This window comes from Paenibacillus sp. 2RAB27, assembly GCF_052115445.1.
In the GTDB taxonomy this organism is placed as follows: Bacteria; Bacillota; Bacilli; order Paenibacillales; family NBRC-103111; genus Paenibacillus_E.
Genome location: NZ_JBFRGR010000015.1, coordinates 13,157 through 39,083 on the forward strand (window position 1 = coordinate 13,157; position 25,927 = coordinate 39,083).

The window sequence follows — 25,927 nt, forward strand, 5'->3', positions numbered from 1 at the left end:
AATACTATGTTAAATGATACGATTGCTGCTATTTCTACACCGCTTGGTGAGGGTGGGATAGCGGTTATTCGTGTGAGCGGCGAGGATTCTGTCACATACGTTGAACGTATTTTCCGCTCCAAAACGAAATTATCTGTTGCTGACACGCATACGGTACATTATGGATTCATTATAGAACCTGCTTCCGCCGAAAAGGTAGAGGAGGTTCTAGTTACGTTAATGAAAGCTCCGCGATCCTTCACTATGGAGGATGTTGTTGAAATTAGTTGTCACGGTGGGATTGTCTCCGTTAAGAAAGTACTTGATTTACTGCTAATACAAGGGGTTCGCTTAGCTGAGCCAGGTGAGTTTACGAAGCGAGCTTTCTTGAATGGTCGTATTGACTTAACGCAAGCAGAAGCGGTTATAGATTTAATTCGGGCTAAATCCGATCGAGCATTCAAGGTAGCTTTGAAGCAAGTGGAAGGCAATTTATCGAAACAGATTAAGCATTTACGATACATTCTGGTGGAGTTAATGGCTCATGTTGAAGTGAATATTGATTACCCGGAACATGATGTAGAGGAAATGACAAATGCATTCATCAAGACGAAGTGTGATACGGTCATGTTAGATATTGATCGTTTATTGGTGACCGCAGAACAAGGTAAAATATTGCGCGAGGGCATTGAGACGGCCATTGTCGGCAAACCTAATGTTGGGAAGTCTTCCTTGTTGAATGAATTAGCCCAAGAGAATCGGGCCATTGTTACGGATATTCCAGGAACTACGCGAGATGTCATTGAGGAGTTCGTTAATATTGGCGGTATCCCATTGAAGCTGCTTGATACAGCTGGTATTCGTGAAACTTCGGATATTGTCGAACAGATTGGTGTGGAGCGCTCTAAGACTGCCTTAGCCGAGGCTGATCTCATTTTACTGGTACTGAATAGTAACGATGAGCTTCAACTCGACGAGATTGCGTTGATGAAGCAGTTAGCGGATAAACAAACGATCGTTATTTTGAATAAGATTGATTTGGATCGCAAATTAGATGTGGAACAGGTACTCAGTTATTTCCCGCATGAGCGTATTGTGGAACTGTCCCTGATTGAGAATAAAGGTATTGAGGATTTGGAAAAAGCGATCGCGGCGATTTTCTTTGAAGGAAAGCTCGAATCCAGTGATTTAACATATGTGAGTAATGTTCGTCATATTTCTTTGTTGAAGCAGGCTAAGCGTTCCTTGCAGGATGCGTTGGATGCCAATGAACAATATGTGCCGATTGATATGATTCAAATTGATATCCGGGCTGCTTGGGAGCAGCTAGGGGAGATTATCGGAGATTCTGTAGGGGAATCCTTAATCGATCAAATTTTTACACAATTCTGCTTAGGAAAATGAAAATCGACAGCATTTGCGTTTTCATAAAAGAGGGAGGGACGTTTCTATGGGATATCACGCAGGGAATTATGACGTTATCGTTATCGGTGCCGGACATGCAGGTTGCGAGGCAGCATTAGCTTCAGCTCGCATGGGTTGTAATACGTTGTTATTAACGATCAATTTGGACATGGTTGCTTTCATGCCTTGTAACCCATCTATCGGTGGTCCAGCGAAAGGACACGTTGTTCGTGAGATCGACGCGCTTGGCGGTGAGATGGGTCGCAATATTGATAAAACTTACATTCAACTTCGTATGTTGAATACAGGTAAGGGACCAGCTGTTCATGCGCTGCGCGCTCAAGCCGATAAATTTTCGTATCAGCACAAAATGAAAGAAACGATTGAAGCTACACCTAATTTGACACTCCGTCAAGGAATGGCAGAGGAGCTTATCGTTGAGAATGGTGTTTGCAAAGGTTTGATTACAAAGACAGGCGCTGAGTATTATGCAAAATCTGTCGTTTTGACCACCGGTACGTATTTGCGCGGTAAGGTCATCATGGGCGAACTGATGTACGAGAGCGGGCCCAATAATCAACAACCCTCGGTTAAATTATCGGAGTCCTTGCGTAAGCTAGGCTTTGACTTAGTTCGATTTAAAACAGGAACGCCACCGCGCGTTCATGGAGATACGATTGATTTTAGCAAAACAGAAATTCAGCCTGGCGATGAGCAACCAAAGTTTTTCTCGTTCGAAACGAAGTATGGTTCCAATCATAATCAACAATTGCCTTGCTGGTTAACTTATACGTCTGCAGAAACTCACCAAATTATTAATGATAATCTCCATCGCGCTCCGATGTTCTCTGGTGCTATCGAAGGGACTGGACCGAGGTATTGTCCTTCTATAGAAGATAAAATTGTTCGTTTCGCTGATAAGGCAAAGCATCAAATCTTCCTAGAGCCAGAAGGTCACAGTACGTCGGAGTATTATGTTCAAGGTCTTTCTACGAGTATGCCGGAAGATGTGCAGTTGGGGATTTTACGTTCCATACCGGGGTTAGAAAAAGTTGAAATGATGCGTACCGGCTATGCGATCGAATACGATGCAGTTGTACCTACACAATTGAAGCCATCGTTGGAGACAAAGTTGGTTAGCGGACTTTTCACAGCTGGACAAATCAACGGAACATCAGGCTACGAAGAGGCTGCTGGTCAAGGGGTTATGGCTGGAATTAATGCCGCGCGTAAAGTACAAGAGAAGGAAGCAATTGTATTGGATCGTTCGGAAGGATATATCGGAGTTCTTATTGATGATCTTGTGACCAAGGGAACTAGTGAGCCGTACCGCTTACTAACTTCACGCGCAGAATATCGCTTGTTGCTTCGTCATGATAATGCTGATCTCCGCTTGACGCCGATTGGTCATGAAATTGGATTAATTTCTGAAGAACGCTATGCGAGATTTTCGAACAAAAAATCGCTAGTAGAGCAAGAAATTGAACGTTTATCTGAAGTGAAGGTGAGACCTGAGCCTCACGTTCAAGAATTGCTTCGAAGCTTGGAAAGCGTGGAATTGACGAATTCGGTACCAGCGATTTCCTTACTGCGTCGTCCGGAGATTGAATATAAACATATTGAGCAAATGACGATGTCTCCTTTTGACTTAGATGAAGATATGAAGGAGCAAGTTGGTATTCAAGTGAAATATGCTGGTTATATTGAAAAGCAAAGCAATCAAGTTGATCGTTTGCGAAAAATGGAAAAGAAGAAGATTCCGGATGATATTGAGTATAGCGAGATCCATGGAATTGCCACAGAGGCGAAACAGAAGCTCGCGAAAATCCGTCCAATCTCAATTGGCCAAGCATCTCGGATTAGCGGGGTTACACCTTCGGATATTTCGATCTTGCTTGTTTATCTCGAACATTACAATAGAGTCATAGCGGCTAGAGGTTAAAGATATGGATGCTATACAGCAACAATTCGCAGAGTTATTAGCCCAAGAGAACATCACTCTTTCTACGGAACAGTTAGCTCAGTTTGAACAGTACTACAAGACTCTTGTAGAGTGGAATGAGAAAATGAATTTAACAGGTATCACAGAGAGAGACCAAGTGTATCTTAAACATTTCTATGATTCTCTTTCTGTGGCTTTCAATTACGATATGGGGAAGGTTAAATCTCTTGCTGATATCGGTTCAGGCGCTGGATTCCCAAGCATACCTCTTAAAATTGCATTTCCTCATCTTCAAGTTACCATTGTTGATTCCTTGAATAAACGGATTTTATTCTTAAATGAAATTGTTTCTCAACTTGCTCTAATGGAGATGGATTGTGTGCACGGTAGGGCAGAGGATATTGCTAGGCTTCCTCGCTATCGTGATCACTTTGACCTCGTTACAGCTAGAGCTGTTGCGAAACTGCAAGTGCTGAATGAGTTCTGTCTTCCTTTTGCCAAGAGTGGTGGAACTTTCATTGCGATGAAGGGTTCCGAAGTGGATGATGAGATTAAAGATTCTTCTTTTAGTTTAGTAGAGCTGCGAGGGAAAGTTACGAAGGTTAATCGCATGATTTTGCCCATCGAAGAATCTGTAAGACATTTTGTAGAGATTAAGAAGACAGCTGCTACACCAGCTAAATATCCTAGGAAAGCGGGGATCCCTTTAAAGGAACCACTTTTCAAATGATAGAATTGTTTCACGTGAAACATTTGCCAGCTTACCTATTGTAGAGAAGGATTATGGCCTTCGATGGAGAATACCTATATAAGGTGAAAGCCCGTCATATACTGGCTTCGCCTTACCTTTTATTTGTGATGTTGTGGTTGGATATTCGCAATTGATAGATTAAATTTACTAGAATCAGACAGCATGAATGACATCGTCTCGGAATGGCGAAAAGATCTTTGCACCTTGTACAGGGCGTTGTATCCGTTTATTGAAACTGTACTGATCGCTTAAACTACGGGAAGAGTTGGTGGTAAGTTTTCCTATGAAAGAACAAATATCGAAGCTATTTGGCCTTGCAGATCGTTCGACGACGGATGAGGTCAAAAACATACCCGTAAATAGTATTATTCCAAGTCCCTATCAGCCAAGAACGTTATTCGATGATGATCGTATTGATGAATTATGCCAAACCATTCGAACACATGGTATTATTCAACCGATCGTTGTTCGAGTCAAAAATAATACATTTGAATTAATTGCTGGCGAACGACGCTTGCGTGCTGTTAAAAAGTTAGGTCTTGATACAATTCCAGCTATTGTTCGGGATTTCAACGATTCACAAGCGGCATCTATTGCGCTAATTGAAAATCTGCAGCGTGAAGGACTTACTGCGATTGAAGAGGCGGCAGCTTATCACCAATTGATCGAGATGCATGATCTCACGCAGGAAAGCCTTGCACAGCGTTTGGGCAAAAGCCAATCCACAATCGCCAATAAGATTCGTTTATTGCAATTATGCGAACCTGTCAAAATGGCATTGATGGAGCGCAAGATTACGGAACGCCATGCACGAGCTTTACTAGCTCTGGATCAAGAAGAGCAACAGGTGAAATTGTTAGAAGAAATCATAACCAAAGAATTAAACGTAAAACAAACGGAGATTAAAATTAGTTTCCTAAAGGAAGCAGCCAAGCTTAAGAAGACACGCCGTGTATCTTTTACGAAAGATGTTAGGCTTGCTCTGAATACAATTCGACAATCCGTTGAGATGGTATCAAGCTCGGGATTACATATTAATACCTCAGAACAAGATCATGAAGATCATTACGAAATTATAATTAAGATTCCTAAGCGATAATTTAGGCATTACTGCTACCTAAAACGGCGCAAGCCGTTTTTTTTGCATCTAATGGCACGAATCTATCAAATATTCATAAGGTAACTGGTTGATAGATATGGTAAGATAGTACTACTGCTTGTTAAATAGCATTATGGAACATAAGCGATAGAGGTGAAATGGTTTTGTCTAAAATTATTGCAATAACGAATCAGAAGGGTGGCGTCGGCAAGACGACGACTTCTGTGAATCTAGGCGCTTCATTAGCTTCGCTTGGTAAACGCGTCCTTTTGGTTGATATTGACCCTCAAGGGAACACAACAAGTGGTATTGGTGTGAATAAAGCTGATGTAACAAATTGCATTTATGATGTATTGATTAATGACGTACATCCGAAAGATGCAACAGTTGAAACAAATGTACCGAATCTTAAAATTGTACCGGCAACGATTCAATTGGCTGGTGCAGAAATTGAATTGGTTCCAACCATTTCAAGAGAAGTTCGATTAAAGAAGTCACTTCAACTTGTCAAACACTTATATGATTATATTTTGATAGATTGCCCTCCATCACTTGGCCTTTTAACGATCAATTCTTTAACTGCCGCGGATTCCGTAATCATTCCTATTCAATGTGAATACTACGCATTAGAAGGTTTAAGCCAACTTCTGAACACGGTGCGATTGGTGCAAAAGCATTTAAATACAGGACTTCAAATTGAAGGTGTCCTATTGACGATGTTTGATGCAAGAACGAACTTAGGTATTCAGGTCATTGAAGAAGTTAAAAAGTACTTCCAAACAAAGGTTTATCAAACGATTATTCCTCGTAATGTACGTTTGAGTGAAGCGCCGAGTCATGGGCAATCCATTATTACGTATGATCCTAGATCAAAGGGCGCGGAAGTTTATTTAGAACTTGCTAAGGAAGTGATCTCAGTATGACCAAAGGCCTCTCTAAAGGTTTAGGTAAAGGATTAGACGCATTAATTACGTCCTTGCATATTGATGAGAGCGATAAAGTCATTCAGATTCCACTGGCTCAATTGAGAGCCAATCCGTATCAGCCTAGAAAGCATTTTAATGAAGATAGTATTAAGGAACTTTCAGAATCGATCAAAGAGCATGGCGTCATTCAGCCTATCATTGTTCGGAAGGTACTTAAGGGCTACGAGATCATTGCGGGCGAACGTCGTTTCCGTGCATCACAAGTTGCTGGAACGCCAACCATTCCAGCTGTAGAAAGAATTCTCTCTGATCAACAGGTAATGGAAATCGCATTGATCGAGAACGTGCAACGTGAGGATCTTAATGCGCTGGAGATCGCTTTTGCATATCAAGGCATCATTGATCAGTTCTCATTAACACAAGAAGAACTTTCAGCGAAGGTTGGTAAGAGTAGATCTCATATTGCCAATTTCCTAAGATTGCTTTCCCTGCCTGAATCGATTAAACAATATGTTTCACGTGGAACATTATCCATGGGTCATGCGAGAGCAATTGTTGGTGTGAAGGACGATAAGATTAAGAAAGAACTTGCAGAGTCAACGATCTCTAAACAATGGAGTGTTAGAGAACTTGAAGAAGCAATTAAGATGCTAGAAGAACCACCTGGCCCTGAAAAGGAAAAGGCAAAACAAAAAGAAAAAAATAGAGATCCGTATATCAATCAAGCAGAAGAGCAATTGCGAGACATTTATCGGACATCCGTGAAAATTAAGAGTCAGCAGGATAAAGGCAAGATCGAGTTGCTCTACTATTCAAAAGACGATCTCAACCGACTGCTAGAATTATTGCAAGGTAAAATCTCTTAGAAATTGCTAGCGTACCTATGGAGGCTGTCTGTTCATTAATTGTGAACGGACTGTCTCCTATGTTTTTCTTTCGAACAGAAGGAACAAACTAAGGTATGCTATATTTTTGACCATATATAATTGAATAAGGTATTTTTAAGTAATGCAGGTAGAGTAGGGACTTCTCGAAAGGGGCTGGACATATGAAAGACGTTATGTATTTCGACCAAGCAGCATCCTCGTGGCCGAAGCCGCCATCCGTGATGGATGCGATGATGCAATGCATGCAGGAGTATGCAGCGAATCCTGGTAGAGGCAGCCATCAAATGGCTGTGAAGGCAAGCCGCACATTGTTCGAAACGAGAAAGAATCTAGCCAAGTTATTCGGTGTCAGAAACCCTAACGATATTTCATTCGCATTAAATACGACACATGCACTAAACCAAGCGATCAAAGGCTTTGTAAAGCCGGGCGATCATGTAATCTGTACGAATGTTGAACACAATTCGGTGAGAAGACCGCTAGAATATTTAAAAGCCTCAGTTGGCGTCGAGCTTACCTATTTGCAACACGATGAGCAGGGGAATATGCAAATCAATGATTTGAAAGAAGCGTTTCGCGCGAATACGACACTCGTTGTGGTGAATCACAGTTCCAATTTACTTGGCACCATTATGCCAATTGGAGAAATTGGAGAGCTCTGCAGAAGCCGCGGCGTGAAGCTGCTTGTAGACGCGGCTCAGAGCGCCGGTGTTCTGCCTATTCATGTCGTTGATATGAATATCGACATGCTCGCCTTCCCAGGCCACAAGGGGCTCCTGGGGCCTCAAGGAACGGGTGGATTATACATCCATCCGGACATTGATTTGGAACCGTTGCTGCATGGTGGGACGGGCAGTCAGTCGGAGGCCATCCACCAGCCGACAGTACGGCCAGATCGCTATGAAGCAGGGACGCAGAACACACCAGGCATCGCTGGATTGAATGAAGGTGTGAAATTCGTCCTAGCGGAAACCGTGGACAAGATTCATGCGAAAGAGTGGGCACATACCCAGCAATTAATGGAAGAGCTACTGGGAATTGAAGGAGTTACGATTCTAGGGCCAAAGCTTGGACAAAATAAAACAGGAATCGTTTCCTTTAACATTCAAAATGTGGATTCATCGGAGGTTGCTTTTATCCTCGACCATTCGTTTCAAATTGCCGTGCGAGCGGGTTATCATTGTACACCGCTTGCACATGAAGTTGCCGGTACGTTGGCCAAGGGAGCAGTACGGTCGAGCATCGGGTATTTTACCACGGACGAAGAGGTAACGGCACTCATTGAAGCTGTCAAAGAGATTCAAGCGCAATATGCGAAGTAGAAAGAGGGATAAGGCATGGGGGAACTGTTTGGCTTGAATGCAGAATACGTGATGTTAGTTTGTTTCGCATTCATTCTTGTGTTATTGGTTATGGTCATCATTATTTCAATTCGATTGTCATCCTTGCGGAAACGATATAACCGGATGATCAATGGTACAAGCGCTGAGAATATGGAACAATTACTTATTGAGATGCAGAACTCCTTGAACGAGCAAAAGGCCGAATCCGTTAAGGCTTCGACCCAAATATCTGGTATTCATCAGTCCATGAAGAAGATGACATCGAACATCAAAGTTCGTCGCTACAATGCATTTAATGAAGGTGGTAGTGATCTCAGTTTCTCGTTGGCGATGCTGAACGAAGAGCAAGATGGTGTGATCATTACAGGAATACATAGTCGAGAGCAAATGTATGTATATGCGAAGCCGGTCGCAAAGGGGCAATCCAGTTACACGTTAAGCCCAGAAGAAAAGGAAACACTTACTCAAACTTTAAAGCAGTCGTAGCACTCGGTGCAAAGGATTGCGTCCGTCTGATCGAAGCGTAGAGGGCATCACCAATGACGGTAGCCATATTCATGACGAGGCTGAGCCGCGTATTTTGCAAGACGAAGTATTCCATGAAGCCGCCAACATTCACGATACCAGTTACATGAATATCACCAACAGGAGGCAGATCTTTATTGACACCGGCACCTGGCTTAAGTGGTCCATGCGCGACTTGAATGCAGCCGACACTGGCAACTTGCCCTAAACAAGCATCAACCGCGACGATGAAAGGGTTCTGAAATTGCTTGTGAATGGTTTCAACGGTTTCGGCTAAGTTCATCGCGTGGACAGGCTCATCCAAGGTACCAAACAAATGAAGATTGCGGAGTGTGGTCGTACGATTAAGATGGGAGCCAACGAGAGGACCGAGCGCATCCCCTGTAGAACGATCCGTTCCTACGCAAATGACGACGATAGGTTGATAGGTTGGTAGTTTACTAAAAATCGATTGCAAATGCTTGGCGAGCAGATGAGGTGTATTGGAATCGGTATGTTGAATTTTCAAAGGTTCTTGCACTGGGGTTTTATCGCCGTCGAATCCGAAATGGAATTTCATGATATCCCTCCAAAGTAGTAAATCTTTTTTACTAGTATATGGAGAGAGAGGTACATTTATACGTAGAGAGGAGAGCTTTCTCTGGAATTTTCTATCATGTTGCTAGCTTTCGATTCTACCCAACAAGCACTAAGAGCTGAGATGCTGCTAGAATACGCGGATATTGAGATCGATATCAGGCCTACGCCGAAAGAGATTACAGCAGGATGCGCTCTTTCTATTGAATTTCCAGGAGCAGATCTTGTGCGAGTTCAAGAGATTATAGAGAGCGAGAATGTTGAGATTAGAGGCATTTATTTTAAAAAAGAAGATGGATATGGTACCATAGTAGAAAAGTAAGGAGGCTTACTAGTGTCTTTTGAAACACAATATTTCGAAGATTTGATGCATTGGATTCGGGAGCATATCAGTAAACCTGAAATCATTGCCTCAATATTCTGGATCACTATCAAAATTGTACTTATCTATGTCATTGCTAGAGTTATTATCAAAATTGCTGACAAAACTATCGCTCACATGGTAATTGCGAGAGAGAAGTCACCACTTAAAATTGATAGACGAAGATCGAATACCATTTCAATTCTCGTACATAATCTTATTGCCTATACGGTAAATCTAGTTGCTATCATGTTGATCCTCGGTCAAGTAGGATTGAATTTAGGCCCCTTACTAGCGGGTGCAGGTGTTCTTGGATTGGCGATAGGTTTCGGAGCACAGAGTTTGGTGAAGGATGTCATTACAGGGTTCTTTATTATATTCGAAGATCAATTTGGTGTTGGTGATGTCATTCAAATTGACCAGTTCAAAGGGACCGTTGAGGAAATTGGTATTCGTGTGACTCGGATCAAAAGTTGGACCGGTGAGGTTCACATCATCCCTAACGGAAACATCAAGCAAGTGACGAACTTTTCCACCTATAATTCGATTGCTATCGTCGATGTATCTATCGCTTATGACGCTGACATTGATCGTGCGATGGTTTTATTAAATGAAGTTGTTGCTGAAGTGCATGAGCGCACAGAGAATATCGTTAAAGCGCCACAGGTGCTAGGTGTGCAAATGATTGGAAACACGGATTTGAAGATACGAGTTATTGCAGAATGTAAGCCGAACAAACAAGGGGAAGTCGGGCGAATTCTAAATGCAGAGATTAAGAAGTATTTAGATACCCATGGCATTAAACAGGAAAAGGTGGAGGGGAACTAAGATGGAGAAGAAGGAATACCAACTTGGCGACGTTGTACAGATGAAAAAGCCCCATCCATGCGGTACAAATGAAATGGAAATTATTCGAATGGGGATGGACATCCGGATTAAATGTGTGGGCTGTAAGCACAGCGTCTTAGTGCCGAGAACGAAGTTCGAAAGCAAGCTCAAAAAAATATTGCGCAGCAATGCGGCAGCAGAGGAAGAGTCCAATTAGCTTTTCCATAAATATTAGTAAAACACTTGCGAGAGACAGACTTTTTTGATACAATAAGTCCTGTTCTCATTTTCTTGGAAAGGTACCCAAGTGGTCCAAGGGGGCTGACTCGAAATCAGTTAGGCGTCGCGAGGCGTGCGTGGGTTCGACTCCCACTCTTTCCGTACTAGAACACACCAGATGAAAGCCGTTTATATCCTTCGGGGATATGGGCGGCTTTTTTATTGTCCTGTTTCGAGATCGTGATAATGGTTTATATGAAGAGAAGGGATAAAAAGTAAAGATCCGAAGCAACCTAACAGTTAGGTTATGGCAAATAGTTACGTAGGAGGACGAGATAAATGAATAAATGGATACTATCCCTAGCAATGCTTGCTGTAGTGGCCTCAGGCTGCTCTAAGAAGGATGATACGTCGACAGTTAGTCCATCAGCAGGTGTGACGGTACAGCCCTCAGCAGGGGCTTCAGCGACGCCTAGTGGGACGAGTGCAGGAGGCGCTGTAACAGCGACACCTACATCTACACCAAAGGGAACAACAGGTGGCGGAGCAGCAGAGACACCTTCCACGTTAACGAAGGAACAAGTGGAGAAAATCACGTTGACGAGTACCTACGATGATTTGGTTAAGCAGACGGGATCCAAAGGGAAGCTAGTGAAAGAGGAGAATGGCAAACGGACCTATGAATTTGCGATCTCTAATCAAGCAGGGTATTATGCGGAAATCGTCTATTTTAACGATKGGAAGATTTCAGAGAAGCGTGTGTTCCAGAAGTAGGGGATTTAAGTAGTAAAGATGACGATGTGGATGTAAAAGAATGTAGAAGAAAGGAACACCTCTCCATAAAGCTGGAGGGGTGTTCCTTTCTTTTCATATAGTAGACCTACATCCTCTTGCCGCCCTTTTTGTGCCATTTGCGATTATGATTGCTTGTTGCTGGAAAGGTGTCACCTTTGCGGAGGGTAACTGTCTTGGGATTGTTAATCCCCATATGGAAGGCGTTCTCGCCAATTTCCATATATTCACCGTCGTTAGGAACATGATCGCCTTCATTAAAATGTGTCCATTCACCCACGATTGAATCACCTCTTTGTAAGAATAACAATCATAATTAGAATGCCCGCAAGAGAGGGAAGCATGTACCTGATGAGCTTCCAGCTTCCACCTGTGCGAAGCGTGTGATAAAAACTTGTAATTTGCCGCATGATTTGCTATAGTATTCAGGTGCGAGTTTTGAATAAGAATCCTCGCTCCTTGCTCCTTCGCTTGCCTAGCAAGTTAGAATAGGAGCCGCTTAGTCCAAAAGGAGGTGAAATACATGCGCAAATATGAATTGATGTACATCATTCGTACTGACGTTGAGCAAGAAGTTGTTCAATCTACGGTAGAAAAATTTCAAGGCATCATCTCGAACGGTGGGGGAGAAATCTCCAAACATGACCTGATGGGTAAACGCCGTCTTGCGTATGAGATCAAGAAGTTCCGTGACGGGCACTACGTGCTTGTACACTTCAACGCAGAACCTGCTGTTGTAACTGAACTTGATCGCGTACTTAAGATTTCGGACGAAGTTATTCGTCACTTAATCGTAAACGACGTAGCTTAATCAATGCCAGTATTTTCGTCAGGAGGGTTATTCCATGTTGAACCGTGTCATTCTTATCGGTCGATTGACCAGAGATCCAGAACTTCGTTATACACCTGCTGGGGTAGCAGTTACCCAATTCACACTTGCTGTAGACCGTCCTTTCACGAGCGGTGGCTCGAAAGAACGTGAAGCGGACTTTATCAATATCGTCACGTGGAGGCAGCTTGCCGAAACATGCGCGAATTACTTGCGTAAGGGTCGTTTAACAGCAGTTGAAGGACGCATTCAAGTGCGTAACTACGACAACAATGAAGGAAAACGTGTTTACGTGACCGAAATTATTGCCGACAATGTACGTTTCCTTGAATCTAGCGGCGGCGGAAATCGCGAAGAGGGCGGATCATCTAATGCAAACGCGAATGCAGGCTACGGCGGCGGAAGCGGAAGCAGCAATCGTGGCGGTGGATCGCGCGAGCAGCAGGATCCTTTCATAGATGACGGGAAACCGATCGATATTTCCGATGATGATTTGCCATTTTAAACGTAGAAAGGACTGAAGAGACACAATGGCTTTCCAAAAAAGAGACAATAATGGTGATGATCGTGCTGATCGCAAATTTGCTCCTCGTGGCAAAGGCGGTAAAGGCAAACGCCGTAAGGTTTGTTACTTCACTGTAAACAAAATCAAGCATATTGATTATAAAGATATCGAGACTCTTAAAAAGTTCATCAGTGAGCGCGGGAAGATTCTTCCTAGACGTGTAACTGGAACTTCCGCTAAGTACCAACGTGCTTTGACGATCGCTATCAAGCGTTCCCGTACAATCGCGTTGCTTCCTTACACAACGGAATAGGTTTCGGAATAAAGAGCAATCGGGCAACCGGTTGCTCTTTTTATATTTATGTTGAGAAGCGAGCCCCCGCGGGCTCGCTTTTTTGGCGTTGGCTTTCTTTTGCCGCAGCCAGACCCAAGGACAACTAGATTAATAATAACTATAAATCAAGCTAATATTCTGCTTACATACAACCTGCATACTAAGGATAAGAACAAGCTTTCACCAATAGAAGGGAGATAGGAACCATGCAAACTGTACAGCTCGATGAAAAGAAGAACGTAACGATCTTTGAGGATCAGCAAGTGAACACAGAGAAACGCCCTTGGTTTGGGAGCATGCCTAGTCAACTGGGAGAAGACTTTTCGTTTGTTGTGATGGGGGACCGTTGCGGGATGGCGACGGAGAGGGTTTTTGAGAAGGCGCTGGACATGGTGAAGGATTTGAAGCCTGACTTTGTCTTGGCGGTTGGTGATTTGATCGAAGGCTATTGGAATAACGCCGCGGACACACATCAGGAATGGGATGACATTGACGGCAAAATTACAGCGATGGGACTACCTTTCTTTCCAGTAATCGGCAATCACGACTATGGCAATCTAACGATGGCAGAGGTATGGCGCGAGCGCAAAGGCTTGGACTACTACGCGTTTCGTGTAGGGGATACACTCTTCCTTTCTTTAAATACGGAGCATACACCGGATGAGTTCTCAGATGCATTTATCGACATCATCAAACGGGTAACAGCGGACGTGAAACGCGAACCTGAACGCGCCAATGAACACATGAGTGCTTTTGTTGATGAACTGAAAGGGCAACTTTCACCTGAGGAACTACAAGGTTTTGGCAAGATAAAACTGAGTCTTGGTGAGGAGCAACTTGCTTACTTTAGACGCGTATTGGCCAACAATGCAGATGTCAAATGGACGTTCGTCAACATGCATAAGCCAGGTTGGAAATCAGAAAGCGAAGAATATCAAGAGCTCATTCAAATGCTAGGGAATCGCTCATACACCATTTTTGCTGGGCATTTGCATGCGATGGAGTACACTCGGAAAGGTAAGGCAGAGTTCATACAGCTGGGTAGAACAGGTGGTCTTGCACATGGGGATGGCACGAATCCTAGTGACGAGAATGTCGTGTTATGGGTCACCATGCGCGGAGGAATGCCTACATATCGCGTTATTCATCTGGATGGTGTCAATGAATTAACAGCTTATCAGCCTCATCAACACGTTCACGGGGAGAGTGTCTAACATGACGACGAAGGAACCGATTTTCTTCATACAATTAACGGATATTCACATCAGCACACCAGGAAAGAAACCATTGTTCGGCCTAGAAATGTCAGATAAGTTTCGCACTGCTTGTGCTGAAATTCGCACCTTGGAGGCGAAACCATCCTTCGTAGTGATTAGTGGTGATTTGACGCACGATGGCAATTTGGAAGACTATCGTTTCCTCAAAAAGCTGATAGATGAACAAATAGAGCTTCTCGGAATTCCGATTCATGTCGCGCTGGGCAACCATGATTTCCGCGAGCCATTTCGCGAAGGTTTCCTAGAGGAAGAGCCATCGAACGAGTCCTATTACTATAGCTTTATGGCCGATGGCCTCCGTATCGTGATGTTAAATACACAAGTACCAGGAACCCATGGCGGTAGACTCGATGATGTACAACTCGCCTGGCTAAAGCAAGTGCTAGCTGAGCCGGCACCATCTGGAACGATTATTGTGCACCATCATCCGGTTGTGAAGACACCTACGGTAATAATGGATGATCATCTATTGGAAAACCCGCAGGACCTGGCAAACGTCATCGAAGGAACGGACGTGATTGGCTTATTGTCGGGGCACATTCATTATCATAATGTCGGTGTTTTTAATGGTATTTTGTGTGCAGCCGCAGATGGACTTGCCTTCGGTCTGGATCCTTCAGCTTCGACGAACATGCGATTCATCGATAGATCTGGTTACAACATGATCACGGTGAAGAACGGACAAATGATCGTACAACCCATGACCCTACCTGGTGAACAACGCTTGCTCTATGAAATGAATGTATCCAAGATTCATGCTGAGGCCTAATCCTACCCATAGATCGATAATAAGAAGGAGCTGTGACATGTCACGAACCAAAACAAAGATCATGATGTTGCTTTCATTAACTGCACTGGTAACAGCAGCCTGTGGAAATGGCAAGGAGAGTGCATCAACTGGGCCAGTTACGATTTCTTTCTATAGCTACAACTTAGCGATCGCTAGTCAAAAGGAAGGCACGCAGCAACTGATTACGGAATTCGAGGCAGCTCATCCGAACATTAAGATCGATGCGATTCCGGTTACTTCAACGGAAATTAATACGAAGGTACAAGCAGATATCGCGGCTGGTTCGCGACCTGACGTTGCCCAGCTCGTATTCGATGGGTTGGATTATGCCGTTCAGAACTACAACGCAAAGGCATTGGAAGATATTGTGCCTGCTGACGAGCTGAAGAAGAATTTCGAAGGCTTCTCACCGAATGGATTGAAATTGGGCCAATTGAAAGGCAAAACATATGGACTTCCTTTTACATTCAGTACACCGGTCTTATTTTATAATGCAAAGCTATTCAAGGATGCGGGTCTTGACCCAGAAAACCCTCCGAAAACGTGGGAGGAAGTGAAGACCTATGCCCTACAGATCGCAGCCAAAACGAAAGCTTCTGGTGTGCATTTAGGTGGTGCAGCCGGAGCGGACTGGATTGTTCAGGCCTTGATCGGCAGTAACGGCGGTAAGGTGCTATCAGATGACCGCAAAACGATCCAGTTCGGTGAACCTGCAGCGATTGGTGCAATCAAGATGTGGCAGGATCTCGTTCAAAGTGGCGCAAGCGACAAGATGAACGACACGGAAGTGATCCAAGCGTTCAGCGAATCGAAGGTTGGGATGCTGCTGTATACAAGCGCATTACAGAGCGCCTTGCTTAGCGCCTCTAAAGCTGGAGGCTGGGATCTGAAAGCTGTCCAGATGCCATCATTCGGAAGTAAACCTACAACACCAGTGAACTCAGGAAGTGCCTTGTTCGTGTTATCTGATGATAAAGCGAAACAGCAGGCAGCTTGGGAATTCCTCAAGTTTGTCACTAGTGAGCGGGGCTACACGATCATTACGTCCAAAATCGGGTACCTGCCGCTTCGCCCAGCTATTGTGGATGATCCGAAGTATTTGAAGGACTGGGTGGCAGCCAATCCGTTGGTGAAACCAAATCTAGACCAGCTTACTCGCTTGCAGCATTGGGTATCCTATCCAGGTTCGAAATGGAGCCAAATAGAGACGATCTTGCTTGAAGGCGTGCAGAAGTCGATTCAGAGTTCGGGAGATACCACGTCCATCATGCAGGATGCTCAGAAACGTGCACAATCACTAATGCCATAATGGGTGTGAAGACAGGAGGTAGTCATTTCCTTCTGTCTTCTGCCATGAATCGGTCATTCGATGATCGCCGAGAGACCGTTCTAGACATTCAGGAGGGATACCATGAATAGCAATGCAATCACGAGGACAGTTTCTAAGGCTCGTCCGAAGTCGGTGCAGAAGGTAAAAAGACCGTTCCCCTATAAAAAGTTGATCCCTTATTTATATTTGTTGCCGGTGATGATTTCGATTGGCTTCTGGATCTATCGTCCTTTAATCGAGACATTTCAGCTCAGCTTCTACGAGTGGAACATGCTGCCGACATCCCCGAAGGAATTCATGGGATTGGATAACTTTGAGAAGCTGGTTACGCTGCCCGAAAYGAGTAGAGCTTTATTGAACACCTTGTTTTACACAGTGGGCGTTATGCCATTTTCGCTACTTTTGCCGCTACTGATTGCGATTGCCACGGACAACATTGGGCAGCGTACCCGCAATGCGTACCGTGCGTTAATTTTCGTACCCATGATCATGGCACCTGTTGCGGTATCGGCTGTGTGGAACTGGATTATGAACCCAATGGGCGGTATTCTCAATAAAACGTTGCAGGCTGTACTGCATATTCAGGAACCGATACGCTTCTTCTCCGATGAGCGGTGGGCGATCTGGTCGATAACGTTCATCACGGGTTGGAAGCTGCTCAGCTTCAGTACGTTTATTTTTTCGGCAGCGATGACGGGGATCAATAAAGATTATATAGAAGCCGCTAGAATCGATCGAGCGAATCGGTGGCAGATCATTTGGCACGTGCTGCTGCCATTGTTGTCGCCTACGATTATGTTTATGGCGATGCTCAGTACGTTGTTTGCTGCAGAGTGGAGCTTCTCCTATGTCAATGTATTGACGCAGGGAGGGCCATTAAATTCAACAACAAACATTTATTACTTGCTATGGACGTACGGGTTTAAAACGTTCTCCGTAGGTTGGAGCTCAGCAGCCGCTGTGTGCGTGTTTATTGGTTCTGGACTTATTTCATTAGGCTTCATGAAACTCTCGAAAAAGCTCTCGTTTTACGACAACTAAAGGAGGATCAGCATGAAGAATCCGCGATTGAATGGATCCCGCAGCGCAACCGTCGGTAAGCATACCGTGTTGATATTGCTTAGCTTTCTTGCGATTTTCCCATTCTACTGGATGTTAAACACATCCTTTAAACCAGCAGGTGAAGTGTACTCCACGTCACTGCTTCCCACGCACTGGACGTTCGATAACTACGTGCAGGCATGGCACGCCATTCCTATGGCCCGTATGATGACGAACTCGATTATTGTTGCTGTTAGTCAAACAGCAGCCCAATTGCTCACAAGCATTCTGGCGGCTTATGCGTTCACGCGCTGGGATTTTCGCGGCAAAGGTTTCTTCTACGGCTTAATTTCATTGACATGGCTGGTTCCGTTTCAGGTCATCATGATTCCTAACTATGTGGTCATTAGCGGTTGGGGGCTGCGAAATTCCTTGATGGGGTTAATCATCCCTAACATTGTGTCAGCATTCGCGGTGCTCCAGCTGTACAACACCTTCAAATCGTTCCCGCGAACGTTAATTGAAGCAGCTCATTTGGACGGGGCATCCGACTGGAGCGTGTTGTGGCGGACGATTTTCCCGAATTTACGTGCATCGATTGCCTCTATAGGCGTACTACTATTCATTTCCTCATGGAATGACTACTTCTGGCCGTTACTGGTCACAAACAAACCGGAGCATGCCACGCTCCAAATCGGGTTGCAGTCGTTTATGTCCACAGACGCTAATCTGTGGGGCCCGATGATGGCGGCGACAACCATGGCAAGCTTGCCGATTCTTCTGCTTTATTTTATTCTACAGCGTCAAATTATCGATTCGTTCGTCAAAGGCGGTTTGCGTTAATGAGTTCATTATTTACACAGCAACGACATCTTCTTCAAACAAAAAGCGAGGCCAAACCATCGCTAGAAAAGAAAGCCTACCAAGAAATTCGGAATCACATTATTCATGCGAATTATTTGCCTGGCACCCTTTTATCAGAGAATGAATTGGCGGATCAACTGAACATGAGTCGAACGCCGATTCGGGCGGCTATTTCCTTACTGGAGCAAGAAGGATTCGTGGAGTCGATAAGGGGCCGGGGCGTTTTTGTTAAAAATATTTCGTTCAAAGAGTTTTGTGACATGTTTGAAGTATTGGTTTCTATGCAGATTTATGCATTCGATGTTGCTGATAAGCGAGGACTTTCCTTCGATTTGACGTCGTTACGAGGCCATCTGGATCGTCAAATTCAAGCGGCGGATGACGGTGATCACTGGCTCTATTATGAAAGTTCGCTGCTATTTATTGAGACGATTCTAACTACAGTTCACAATCAGAACATGATGCAGATTCTGGAACAAATAAAAGGTAAATATATGTGCAAAGTTGTTTCCTATCGAACAATGAATCCGCAGTCTCTATCCAATCCGAGACAGGGGAGAAGGATCAACTCCCGCATCTATGAGGCTTTTAAGCAAGGGAACATCCAAGATGCGAAAGAAGCGATCTATGAAGCGAATGAGATTTTGCATCAGCAATTGAAGCAATTCGATATTTGACTTACACCAAATTTGAATAGAGGCGGATGAATAACCATGACAACACATATGGCCAATGAGCAGCGCGTTCTACAGGTTGAAGGCGCATATAACTTGCGTGATCTAGGAGGGTACAAGACGAAGGACGGGCGAATGACGCGTTGGGGCGTACTGTTTCGAGCGGATGGCTTGCACAAACTTAGTACGGATAGCCAACAAGATTTAGTGAACAGAGGTGTACGGACGATTATTGATTTGCGAAATGCGCATGAGCTTGTGGAGAGTAAGAACGTGTTCGCAGATTCCGAGCAAGTGAGCTATCATAATGTAAGTTTGATCAATCCAGCGACATCAAGTCTGACACAAATTCGCAATCTAGGTGATTTATATATTAACTTGCTTGAAACTTCGCAAGCCGAATTGTTACGTGTTTTCAGTTTGATTGCTGAGGGAGCCATACACGGAAGTCTCTTCCATTGCGCGGCAGGTAAAGACCGTACTGGTGTCGTTTCAGCCCTCTTGTTAGACCTTGCAAATGTTCCACATGGAACAATTTTGGAAGACTATGTGCTAACGAATGCCTGTATTACGCCGATCATGGATGAATTGCGTAAGGGGAAACCGGTGAATGTGCCTGATGAAGTGTACGAGAGCTTCTTAGGTTGTGACCCCGCTTATATGGCGGCACTGCTATCCCACTTGGAGCTTCGGTACGGCAATGCGGAGCGCTATTTACTAACGATTGGTATAACGGAAGGGCAGATTCTAGCGTTGAAGGAGCAGTTAATTACAAATTAAGGGAGTAATTTAGATTCCCAATCTCGAGGTATTTTTCCTAAAAGAATACAATTCCCCAACAAGGCAGCTGTCCAGATCAGCTGTCTTTTTCTATGGCATCGGAGGGCTCGATTAGAGGCTTTCTTTTCTAGTACCTATTTGTGGTATAATTGATCAATATCGTTTCTGCTGATATGAGGAGTGATGACGGTTGCTGAATAGGGATAAAGAAGTTGACCTAGCCAGACGGGCCAAAGTCATTGAGTGGCTCAAAACAGAAGTCGTAGATCATGTAGCTCACTTGCTTAAAGGCATGTGGGAAGGTAGTCATGTAAAAATGGTCGATGGATTAGCCAGTTTGATTTCGAGTGGCTATATTTTAGGCCGAAGACTGGGGATTTCTTATCGCAGTTTGGACGAAGCTATTATTGAGAAAATGAAGAAGCACCGCCAAGAGGGCCATCAACTTGAGGACTGGTACGGCGACATTTCATCGCTCGAAGAACATTTACGTAAGAGGTGAGCCCGGTTGGGGAATCGAAGTTGGCAGAGTGTCATTTGGAGCGTTGTTATGATTATTTCATTGCTATCGCTGATGACACCATTTATTATTTTTACATGTAGTTTTCTGTTGGTACCCGTTCTAATGCTTTACGTCAAAACAAGTACGAAGCGCTTCGTCATAAGTTATGTACTCAGTCTACTCGTTGTCTACATACTTACCCAGTGGATAGGTCTTTATTTAATAACGATTGCGTTGTTCATATTACCACCAGTGTTAGTGATGGGGAACCTGTACAAACGCAAAGCGGCAGCAAGATCCGTATTAACTGCGGGTATCGTTACCGTCTTGGCTGAGTCATTATTAAGCCTGCTTCTAGGCTTTGCTTTAGGTCTTGACCCGGTGACTAAGTTCAAGCAATTCATGATAGATAGTATTGCAACGATGCCGAGTAGCATTCAGGAGATTTTACCTAAAGATCAGGACTGGTACGTTGGATTCATCGTGCAAGTGATACCGTTGTATTTGATTTTCGTGGCGTTGTTTATTACCTTTGTGACACATGGCGTAACGCGGTGGTTCTTGAACAAAACAGGAGAAGGTATTCCTGGATTGCGCCCAATGCGAGAGTGGAAGCTGCAAAGATCACTTGTCTGGATTTATTTAGTGGCTTTTGTTTTAGATTTATTCTCAAAGCCTGATTCAAGTTCACTCATTTCAACACTGCTGATGAATGCGATGCCGTTGTTAATGCTCGTATTTGCAGTTCAAGCGATAGGCTTTCTGTTCTTTGTGGCGCATGCGAATAAGTGGAAACCGATCCTGCCAATTGTGGCCATTATCATCCTCATCTTTATGCCGCCACTATTTATTGTGTATAGCTTATTAGGGGTATTTGATGTTGCGTTTCCAATCCGTGAACGGTTCAAGAAAAATTTATAGGATTAGGAGCTAGTTCGAATGCCGAAGTTCCTTTTGAAGCGGTGGCACGGTCAACATATTGTGTGGATGTTCGTTCTGCTCATCGCCTTGACAGCCATTATCTATATGTTCAAATGGTGGCTTGGCCTAACGGCTCTCTTACTCTGCGGAGTAATGGCGTATTTCACGCTGCAAGCGGAGACAGCTTTTCGTCGAGAATTGAATACGTATGTCGGAACGATAACTCATCGGGTGAAAAAAGCCGGCAATGAAGTCATGAGCGGGCTGCCCATCGGCATTATTTTATATAATGAAGAGAAGCGCATAGAGTGGCACAATCCTTTTGTAGCGAAAATGCTAGGGCAAGACTCGGTGATTGGTGAGTCGCTCTTTGATTATTTCCCCGATCTCAAGAATAAGAAAGACAAGGCCGAAACACTCGAGCTTAAAGTTGGCCAATTTATTTATCAAGTCTGGTCCAAACCCGAGGAGAGACTCCTCTATCTGCGTGAAATTACGGAGCAAGCCATGCTAGCGAAGAAATACGAAGATAGTAAAACGGCGATTGGTATCGTTATGATGGATAATTTGGAAGAGGCGACACAGGGACTGGATGATCAGACACGCAGCCTTATGCTGGCAAAGGTCACTGGTGAAATTACCGAGTGGGCTCAGAAGAATCAGCTGTACTTACGTCGGACTTCATCAGACCGCTTCCTAATCTTGATGGATCAGAAGGCATTACGCCAGTTAGAACAAACACGTTTTGAACTTCTAGACGATGTTCGTGATCTTACGATTGAGAATAAGCTGCCTCTAACGCTTAGTATCGGGATTGCATCAGGGGCTGAACAGCTCACTGAACTTGGTCAAATGGCACAAATGGGGCTGGACATGTCGCTCGGCCGCGGTGGTGACCAGGTAACAGTGAAGGTTGGACAGCGATTGTCTTTCTACGGTGGGAGAACGAACGCGGTCGAGAAACGTACACGAGTTAGAGCTCGGGTGATCTCGCATGCACTGCGTGATCTGATGAAAGATAGTGATAAAGTCATCATCATGGGTCATCGATTTGCAGATATGGATTCCATCGGCGCGGCGATTGGTGTGCTCAAGGCTGTCCAAGTCGTCGGCAAAGAAGGCTATATTGTACTGGAAGGCGTGAATCCAGCCATTCAGAAGGTGATGGAGACGATTTCCGCTGATGAGCGGTTGCATCGTTGGTTCATTACGCCTGAGCAGGGCATGCAGATTACGACGCAGCGTACACTTGCTGTCGTCGTGGATACGCACAAGGCATCCATGGTCGCTGAGCCTAAGCTGCTACAGCTGACACACAGGGTCGTGGTGGTCGATCATCACCGTAGAAGTGAGGAGTTCATCCATGATGCTACACTCGTCTATATGGAGCCCTACGCGTCCTCTACGTGTGAGCTAGTGACCGAGCTGCTGCAGTACATCAACGAGAAGCTATCGATGGAGGTTCTAGAGGCCACGATGCTGCTCGCAGGAATTGTTGTAGATACGAAGAGCTTTAGTCTTCGGACTGGGGCAAGAACCTTCGAAGCCGCGTCGTACCTGCGACGCAATGGGGCAGATTCGGCTCTCATTCAGAAGTTGATGAAGGAAGATTTGGATTCTTATATTGAGCGTTCCGAGATTATTAAGCACACCGAAACCATCTATGAACACGTGGCTCTGGCAGTTGCTGAGCCATCACGTAAATATTCTCAGTTGATGATCGCGCAAGTTGCTGATACATTGTTAAATATGACGAATATTATGGCTTCCTTCGTAATTGCCGAACGACCGGATGGATTAATTGGGATCAGCGCGAGATCGCTCGGCCAAATGAACGTCCAAGTCGTGATGGAGCGTCTAGGCGGCGGCGGGCATTTAACCAATGCTGCGACGCAAACAGAGGGCACATTAGAAGAAGCAACGAACCGCTTAAAACAAGTACTAGCCGATATGCAGGAAGAGGAGGGACTTTTCGAATGAAAGTAATTTTACTCAAAGACGTTAAAGGCCAAGGTAAGAAGGGCGAAGTGAAAGAAGTATCCGAAGGGTACGCACAGAATTTCCTAATCGCACAAGGACTTGCAGCTCCAGCTACTCAGGGCACAGTCAAAGTGTTAGATAATCAAAAGAAAGCCGAGCAGCGCCGCAAAGATCAAGAAAAGGCAGATGCGCAGGCGTTAGGCGAGAAGCTTAGTGAAATGACCGTTCAAATTAAAGCGAAGTCTGGTGAAGGCGGCCGTTTGTTCGGAGCCATTCCTAGTAAGCAGATTGCAGAAGTACTTGAGAAGCAGTATAAAATCGTAATTGATAAGCGTAAAATCGTGCTGGAAGAGCCGATTCGTACCCTAGGCGTAACGAAAGTTCCAGTTAAGCTACATGCAGAAGTAACAGCTAGTTTGAACGTTCAAGTAACGGAAGAAAAGTAAGTTTCAGCCACATAGGATATGAAGATTTGAATAGCAAGCAGTAGAACGAGAGTCCCTGATGGGGCTCTTCTCTCTTGTAGACATAAACCAGCTAGTAAACTATCAATTGTGAAAATGAAAGGCGGGCACAGTAGCATGAGCAACGGAGATAATATGTTTGTGGATCGTGTTCCGCCTCAAAATATAGAAGCTGAGCAAGCCGTCCTCGGTGCGATTCTGATTAATGCGGATGCCTTGATCACTGCGATGGAGCGGATAACTAGCGATGATTTCTATCGCGGCGCTCATCAGCGCATTTTCGAAGCGATCGTTGAGCTCGCAGAGGATCAAGAGCCTGTCGATCTTATTACACTAACAGCGCTTCTCCAAAACAAGCAGCAGCTTGAGGAGATCGGCGGTGTTACGTATTTATCGGAGCTGGCGAATGCAGTGCCAACCGCTGCTAACATCGACTACTACGCGGCGATTGTCGAGGAGAAGTCGATGCTTCGTCGTTTGATCCGGACCGCGACGCAGATCGTCACCAATGGATATGCCAATGAGGATAATGTTGGGGCGATGCTCAGTGAGGCGGAGGCGAAGATCCTCGAAATTTCGCAGCGTCGCAGTTCCAGCGGTTTCGTCGTTATTCGCGACGTGCTGATGGAAGTGTTCGAGAAGGTTGAAAACCTCTACTCGAACAAGGGCGGGTCAACGGGAATCCCTTCGGGCTTCATTGACCTCGACAAGATGACGTCTGGCTTCCAGCGTTCAGACTTAGTCATTCTGGCCGCCCGACCTTCTGTTGGTAAAACCGCGTTTGCCCTGAACGTGGCGCAGAATGTCGGCGTTCGGGCCAAAGAGACCGTCGCGATCTTCTCGCTCGAGATGGGTGCCGCGCAGCTCGTACAACGTATGATCTGCGCCGAGGCCAACGTCGACGCGAACCGCATGCGGACGGGTTATCTCGAAGGCGACGACTGGGAGAAGCTGACGATGGCGATTGGTGCCTTGTCAGAGGCGAATATTTATATCGACGATACCCCGACGATTACGGTCGCGGATATTCGTGCAAAATGCCGTCGTTTGCAGCAGGAGAAGGGGCTCGGCATGATCCTCATCGACTATTTGCAGCTGATTGCCGGCCGGGGCGGTAAGGGTGGCGACAACCGTCAGCAGGAGGTCTCTGAGATCTCCCGTACGCTGAAGCAGATTGCCCGTGAGCTGAATGTACCGGTCATCGCGCTCTCGCAGCTGAGCCGGGGCGTTGAGCAGCGTCAGGACAAGCGTCCGATGATGTCTGACCTTCGGGAATCCGGTTCCATTGAGCAAGATGCCGACATCGTAGCGTTCCTCTACCGGGACGATTACTACGATAAGGAGTCCGAGAAGAAGAACATTATCGAGATTATTATTGCCAAGCAGCGGAATGGTCCCGTAGGTACCGTCGAGCTGGCCTTTCTGAAGCAATTCAATAAATTCGTTAATATGGATCGAAGTCATCAAGAAGCAGCAGCCGCGCAGTATTAACGGCTGTTTTTTGTTGTTAGAGGGTGGTATTCCGGCGGATGAGCAATTCCACTTCCACTTCCTCTCCCATCTCTCAAAAATGCAAAAAGACAACCTTTTTCACTGATTTATGGTTGGTAATGGTAAATGCGTGCAAATAGGCAACCTTTTTAACATAGTTCAAGATAATCTCTTGAAATTGATGAAAATTGATGCCTATTTGCATCAATTTCCATTATCGGAGGGGGAATCCATTCGAAAAGTGCTCTTTTGCATGTTTGACAGGGGTAGAGGACTTGAACAAGAGTTCATAGAAAATCAACAACCTTGCTCCATCGAGCAATACATTTGTTGCCTCCACTAGCTCGCTACATTACTCCACAGTCTCCTCCTTTATATTACCCCACTTTTCCGCACGTTTTTCTCGTTATCCGCACTACTCTCCAGTTACAATCCATAACACTCATAACTCTCCAATTACACTCATTACTGTCCTATTACTCACTACTCATATTATTGKGGGGGGAGTGTCGG

The 25,927-nt window shown here is 44.9% G+C and carries 29 protein-coding genes and 1 tRNA gene; 28 read left to right on the forward strand and 2 right to left on the reverse strand.

Going from position 1 to position 25,927, the window contains the following annotated elements; translation table 11 throughout:
- The first annotated feature begins 6 nt into the window (after window positions 1-6).
- The 8 genes from mnmE (at window position 7) to AB4114_RS20030 (ending at window position 8,817) form a co-directional block, all read left to right on the forward strand.
- On the forward strand, window positions 7-1,383 hold the full coding sequence (gene mnmE, locus AB4114_RS19995; protein ID WP_441990033.1) for a tRNA uridine-5-carboxymethylaminomethyl(34) synthesis GTPase MnmE: 1,377 nt from the start codon (window positions 7-9) through the stop codon (window positions 1,381-1,383).
- Window positions 1,384-1,429: 46 nt separating this feature from the next.
- Window positions 1,430-3,325, forward strand: coding sequence for a tRNA uridine-5-carboxymethylaminomethyl(34) synthesis enzyme MnmG (mnmG, locus tag AB4114_RS20000; protein WP_441990034.1), 1,896 nt, complete (start codon window positions 1,430-1,432; stop codon window positions 3,323-3,325).
- 4 nt (window positions 3,326-3,329) lie between these two features.
- Window positions 3,330-4,055 carry a 16S rRNA (guanine(527)-N(7))-methyltransferase RsmG gene (gene rsmG, locus AB4114_RS20005; RefSeq protein ID WP_441990035.1) on the forward strand — a complete coding sequence of 242 codons (726 nt, stop codon included), beginning with the start codon at window positions 3,330-3,332 and terminating at the stop codon, window positions 4,053-4,055.
- Between the two features lie 304 nt (window positions 4,056-4,359).
- On the forward strand, window positions 4,360-5,175 hold the full coding sequence (gene noc / locus AB4114_RS20010) for a nucleoid occlusion protein (RefSeq protein ID WP_441990036.1): 816 nt from the start codon (window positions 4,360-4,362) through the stop codon (window positions 5,173-5,175).
- Window positions 5,176-5,339: 164 nt separating this feature from the next.
- Window positions 5,340-6,098 carry a ParA family protein gene (locus tag AB4114_RS20015; protein ID WP_056622827.1) on the forward strand — a complete coding sequence of 253 codons (759 nt, stop codon included), beginning with the start codon at window positions 5,340-5,342 and terminating at the stop codon, window positions 6,096-6,098.
- Complete coding sequence (locus AB4114_RS20020) at window positions 6,095-6,967, forward strand: ParB/RepB/Spo0J family partition protein (RefSeq protein WP_056622671.1); 873 nt, start codon at window positions 6,095-6,097, stop codon at window positions 6,965-6,967. The genes AB4114_RS20015 and AB4114_RS20020 overlap by 4 nt, the downstream gene beginning before the upstream one ends.
- A gap of 182 nt (window positions 6,968-7,149) precedes the next feature.
- Window positions 7,150-8,310 (forward strand): aminotransferase class V-fold PLP-dependent enzyme, encoded by a 1,161-nt coding sequence (locus AB4114_RS20025; protein WP_441990037.1) that lies wholly within the window; start codon window positions 7,150-7,152, stop codon window positions 8,308-8,310.
- A gap of 15 nt (window positions 8,311-8,325) precedes the next feature.
- Entirely contained in the window at window positions 8,326-8,817 is a 492-nt protein-coding gene (locus AB4114_RS20030) for a DUF4446 family protein (RefSeq protein WP_441990038.1), read from the forward strand.
- Here the strand turns inward: AB4114_RS20030 and yyaC are convergent.
- A complete protein-coding gene (yyaC, locus tag AB4114_RS20035; protein WP_056622658.1) occupies window positions 8,792-9,415 on the reverse strand; it encodes a spore protease YyaC in 624 nt (207 codons plus the stop codon). The two genes, AB4114_RS20030 and yyaC, sit on opposite strands and share 26 nt — an antisense overlap.
- Window positions 9,416-9,511: 96 nt before the next feature.
- Here yyaC and AB4114_RS20040 point away from each other — a divergent pair, with 96 nt between their 5' ends.
- The 5 genes from AB4114_RS20040 (at window position 9,512) to AB4114_RS20060 (ending at window position 11,614) form a co-directional block, all read left to right on the forward strand.
- Window positions 9,512-9,754, forward strand: a complete 243-nt coding sequence (locus tag AB4114_RS20040; protein ID WP_063868179.1) for a DUF3343 domain-containing protein — start codon at window positions 9,512-9,514, stop codon at window positions 9,752-9,754.
- 12 nt (window positions 9,755-9,766) lie between these two features.
- Window positions 9,767-10,621 (forward strand): mechanosensitive ion channel family protein, encoded by an 855-nt coding sequence (locus AB4114_RS20045; RefSeq protein WP_441990039.1) that lies wholly within the window; start codon window positions 9,767-9,769, stop codon window positions 10,619-10,621.
- A 1-nt stretch (window position 10,622) separates the two neighbouring features.
- Window positions 10,623-10,838, forward strand: coding sequence for a DUF951 domain-containing protein (locus AB4114_RS20050; protein WP_171636294.1), 216 nt, complete (start codon window positions 10,623-10,625; stop codon window positions 10,836-10,838).
- 76 nt (window positions 10,839-10,914) lie between these two features.
- Window positions 10,915-11,002, forward strand: a tRNA-Ser gene (locus tag AB4114_RS20055).
- A gap of 177 nt (window positions 11,003-11,179) precedes the next feature.
- Window positions 11,180-11,614: a hypothetical protein gene (locus tag AB4114_RS20060; protein ID WP_441990040.1), complete on the forward strand. Its 435-nt coding sequence runs from the start codon at window positions 11,180-11,182 to the stop codon at window positions 11,612-11,614.
- 106 nt (window positions 11,615-11,720) lie between these two features.
- Here the strand turns inward: AB4114_RS20060 and AB4114_RS20065 are convergent, their stop codons facing one another.
- A complete protein-coding gene (locus AB4114_RS20065; RefSeq protein WP_028557224.1) occupies window positions 11,721-11,912 on the reverse strand; it encodes a YjzC family protein in 192 nt (63 codons plus the stop codon).
- A gap of 243 nt (window positions 11,913-12,155) precedes the next feature.
- On the opposite strand from AB4114_RS20065, the gene rpsF reads away from it, so the two are divergent.
- The 15 genes from rpsF to dnaB all read left to right on the forward strand — a co-directional run bounded on the left by rpsF (window position 12,156) and on the right by dnaB (window position 25,414).
- On the forward strand, window positions 12,156-12,443 hold the full coding sequence (gene rpsF, locus AB4114_RS20070) for a 30S ribosomal protein S6 (RefSeq protein ID WP_056622648.1): 288 nt from the start codon (window positions 12,156-12,158) through the stop codon (window positions 12,441-12,443).
- A gap of 34 nt (window positions 12,444-12,477) precedes the next feature.
- Window positions 12,478-12,966, forward strand: a complete 489-nt coding sequence (gene ssb, locus AB4114_RS20075; RefSeq protein ID WP_171636291.1) for a single-stranded DNA-binding protein — start codon at window positions 12,478-12,480, stop codon at window positions 12,964-12,966.
- A 25-nt stretch (window positions 12,967-12,991) separates the two neighbouring features.
- Window positions 12,992-13,279: a 30S ribosomal protein S18 gene (rpsR, locus tag AB4114_RS20080; protein ID WP_028557221.1), complete on the forward strand. Its 288-nt coding sequence runs from the start codon at window positions 12,992-12,994 to the stop codon at window positions 13,277-13,279.
- A gap of 227 nt (window positions 13,280-13,506) precedes the next feature.
- Window positions 13,507-14,514 (forward strand): metallophosphoesterase family protein, encoded by a 1,008-nt coding sequence (locus tag AB4114_RS20085; RefSeq protein WP_441990041.1) that lies wholly within the window; start codon window positions 13,507-13,509, stop codon window positions 14,512-14,514.
- A gap of 1 nt (window position 14,515) precedes the next feature.
- On the forward strand, window positions 14,516-15,346 hold the full coding sequence (locus AB4114_RS20090; protein ID WP_441990042.1) for a metallophosphoesterase family protein: 831 nt from the start codon (window positions 14,516-14,518) through the stop codon (window positions 15,344-15,346).
- 37 nt (window positions 15,347-15,383) lie between these two features.
- The gene (locus tag AB4114_RS20095) at window positions 15,384-16,676 is read left to right on the forward strand and encodes an ABC transporter substrate-binding protein (RefSeq protein ID WP_441990043.1); all 1,293 of its coding nucleotides are present in this window, start codon (window positions 15,384-15,386) and stop codon (window positions 16,674-16,676) included.
- A gap of 102 nt (window positions 16,677-16,778) precedes the next feature.
- Entirely contained in the window at window positions 16,779-17,738 is a 960-nt protein-coding gene (locus tag AB4114_RS20100) for a carbohydrate ABC transporter permease (protein ID WP_441990044.1), read from the forward strand.
- Window positions 17,739-17,750: 12 nt separating this feature from the next.
- Window positions 17,751-18,581, forward strand: coding sequence for a carbohydrate ABC transporter permease (locus tag AB4114_RS20105; protein WP_056622638.1), 831 nt, complete (start codon window positions 17,751-17,753; stop codon window positions 18,579-18,581).
- Window positions 18,581-19,279: a GntR family transcriptional regulator gene (locus AB4114_RS20110; protein ID WP_441990045.1), complete on the forward strand. Its 699-nt coding sequence runs from the start codon at window positions 18,581-18,583 to the stop codon at window positions 19,277-19,279. The genes AB4114_RS20105 and AB4114_RS20110 overlap by 1 nt, the downstream gene beginning before the upstream one ends.
- A gap of 36 nt (window positions 19,280-19,315) precedes the next feature.
- A complete protein-coding gene (locus AB4114_RS20115; RefSeq protein WP_441990046.1) occupies window positions 19,316-20,056 on the forward strand; it encodes a tyrosine-protein phosphatase in 741 nt (246 codons plus the stop codon).
- A gap of 190 nt (window positions 20,057-20,246) precedes the next feature.
- On the forward strand, window positions 20,247-20,558 hold the full coding sequence (locus AB4114_RS20120; RefSeq protein ID WP_441990047.1) for a MazG-like family protein: 312 nt from the start codon (window positions 20,247-20,249) through the stop codon (window positions 20,556-20,558).
- Window positions 20,559-20,564: 6 nt separating this feature from the next.
- Window positions 20,565-21,479 carry a DUF2232 domain-containing protein gene (locus AB4114_RS20125; RefSeq protein ID WP_441990048.1) on the forward strand — a complete coding sequence of 305 codons (915 nt, stop codon included), beginning with the start codon at window positions 20,565-20,567 and terminating at the stop codon, window positions 21,477-21,479.
- Window positions 21,480-21,497: 18 nt separating this feature from the next.
- Window positions 21,498-23,459, forward strand: coding sequence for a DHH family phosphoesterase (locus tag AB4114_RS20130; protein ID WP_441990049.1), 1,962 nt, complete (start codon window positions 21,498-21,500; stop codon window positions 23,457-23,459).
- Window positions 23,456-23,905: a 50S ribosomal protein L9 gene (rplI, locus tag AB4114_RS20135; protein ID WP_056622624.1), complete on the forward strand. Its 450-nt coding sequence runs from the start codon at window positions 23,456-23,458 to the stop codon at window positions 23,903-23,905. The genes AB4114_RS20130 and rplI overlap by 4 nt, the downstream gene beginning before the upstream one ends.
- A 135-nt stretch (window positions 23,906-24,040) precedes the next feature.
- Window positions 24,041-25,414 carry a replicative DNA helicase gene (gene dnaB / locus AB4114_RS20140; RefSeq protein ID WP_056622622.1) on the forward strand — a complete coding sequence of 458 codons (1,374 nt, stop codon included), beginning with the start codon at window positions 24,041-24,043 and terminating at the stop codon, window positions 25,412-25,414.
- Window positions 25,415-25,927 lie beyond the last annotated feature (513 nt).